The organism is Streptomyces sp. UH6, from assembly GCF_013421635.1.
In the GTDB taxonomy this organism is placed as follows: Bacteria; Actinomycetota; Actinomycetes; order Streptomycetales; family Streptomycetaceae; genus Streptomyces; species Streptomyces abyssomicinicus.
Genome location: NZ_JACADT010001331.1, coordinates 1 through 1,217, shown reverse-complemented (window position 1 = coordinate 1,217; position 1,217 = coordinate 1). Strand labels below are relative to the sequence as shown.

The 1,217-nt window shown below is 74.4% G+C and carries 1 protein-coding gene; it reads right to left on the bottom strand.

The annotated features are described in order from the left end of the window. Nucleotides 1–835: DegT/DnrJ/EryC1/StrS family aminotransferase (locus HW445_RS31670; RefSeq protein WP_257231428.1), on the bottom strand; the 835-nt coding region annotated here is incomplete at its 3' end. Between the last annotated feature and the right edge of the window lie 382 nt (nucleotides 836–1,217).

Genomic DNA, 1,217 nt, shown 5'->3' with positions numbered 1-1,217 from the left:
GCAGCGCGGTTCCCTCACGGTGGGCCCGCAGCACCTGGTCGAGTCGGCCGAGGCCTCGCTCGATCCGGCGGGCACGGACGGGGCCGGGGGTGCGGCGGTAGTCGTGCATGTCGACCCGCACCCAGGAGTGGTGGGTGCCGAGCCCGGGCGCCGAGGCGGTGGCTTCCGCCAGCTGCGGGGCGCGCAACGGCATCCGGATCCCGTCGCGTTCGCTCGCCCCGAGCAGCCGCAGCGCGGCGAGGGCGGTCCTCCGCAGCCCCAGCCCGCGCACCGCCGCCTCGGCGAACGGGCGTACGCCGTAGAGGAGTTCGGCCAGCGCTCGGGGCGGCTCCAGCAACTCGTCCCGCGCCCGGACCAGTTCCTCCCGCAGCCCCGGTTCGCCGTCGAAGGCCAGGACGCCGCCGGCCCGGACGCCGACGTGCTTGGACAGGCTGAACGAGGCCGCCTGCCCGAAGGACCCCACCGGGCGCCCGGCCGTCTCGCTGCCGATGGCATGCGCCGCGTCCTCGATGAGCGGGATGCCCAGCCGGTCGCACCGCGCGCGGAGTCGGGGCGCCGGGTCGGGGTTGCCGTACAGGTTGGCGGTGAGCACGCCGGCCAGTCCGCGCCACACGTCCGGTTCCACGGCGTCGACGTCGATCGACCCGTCGAACGGGTTCAACGGCGCCTGCACGGGCCGGAGTCCGGCGGCCAGCACGACGAAGAAGATGACGTCGTCGTTGACCGGCGACATCAGCACGCGGCCCCCCGGCCGGCACCAGTGCCGCAGCGCCAGGTACAGGCCCAGACGGCACGACGGCACGTACAGACATTCGCGGCCCAGACGTCTGCGCATCGCCTCTTCCAGCCGCTCCAGCCGGAACATCGACCGCGCACCCGCCCCGCCGACCACCCCTATGGTCATGCGCCCCCCGGCGACGTGCCGCGCGGGAGGCCTCCCCTGGCCCCCCTGACACAGCGCCCAGGTTCCTCCATTACGGCCAACTGCGTCAAGAGCGCCTTATCCGGACAACTCCCCTCCTATTCCGGCGGGCGTCGCGGACCGGAACGGCCTCCGCCGACGACCGCGTCGCACCCCTCCCGTACCGTCGTCCCGACGAGCCGTCTTCGACCATCGCACAGCCAGGGCAGCCGACCAGTGAGTGAATCAGTGCAGTCCGCCGCGGACACGCGGCAGCCGGCCCGGGCCGGCCGGGAGGCCGGGACCCGGGACACGT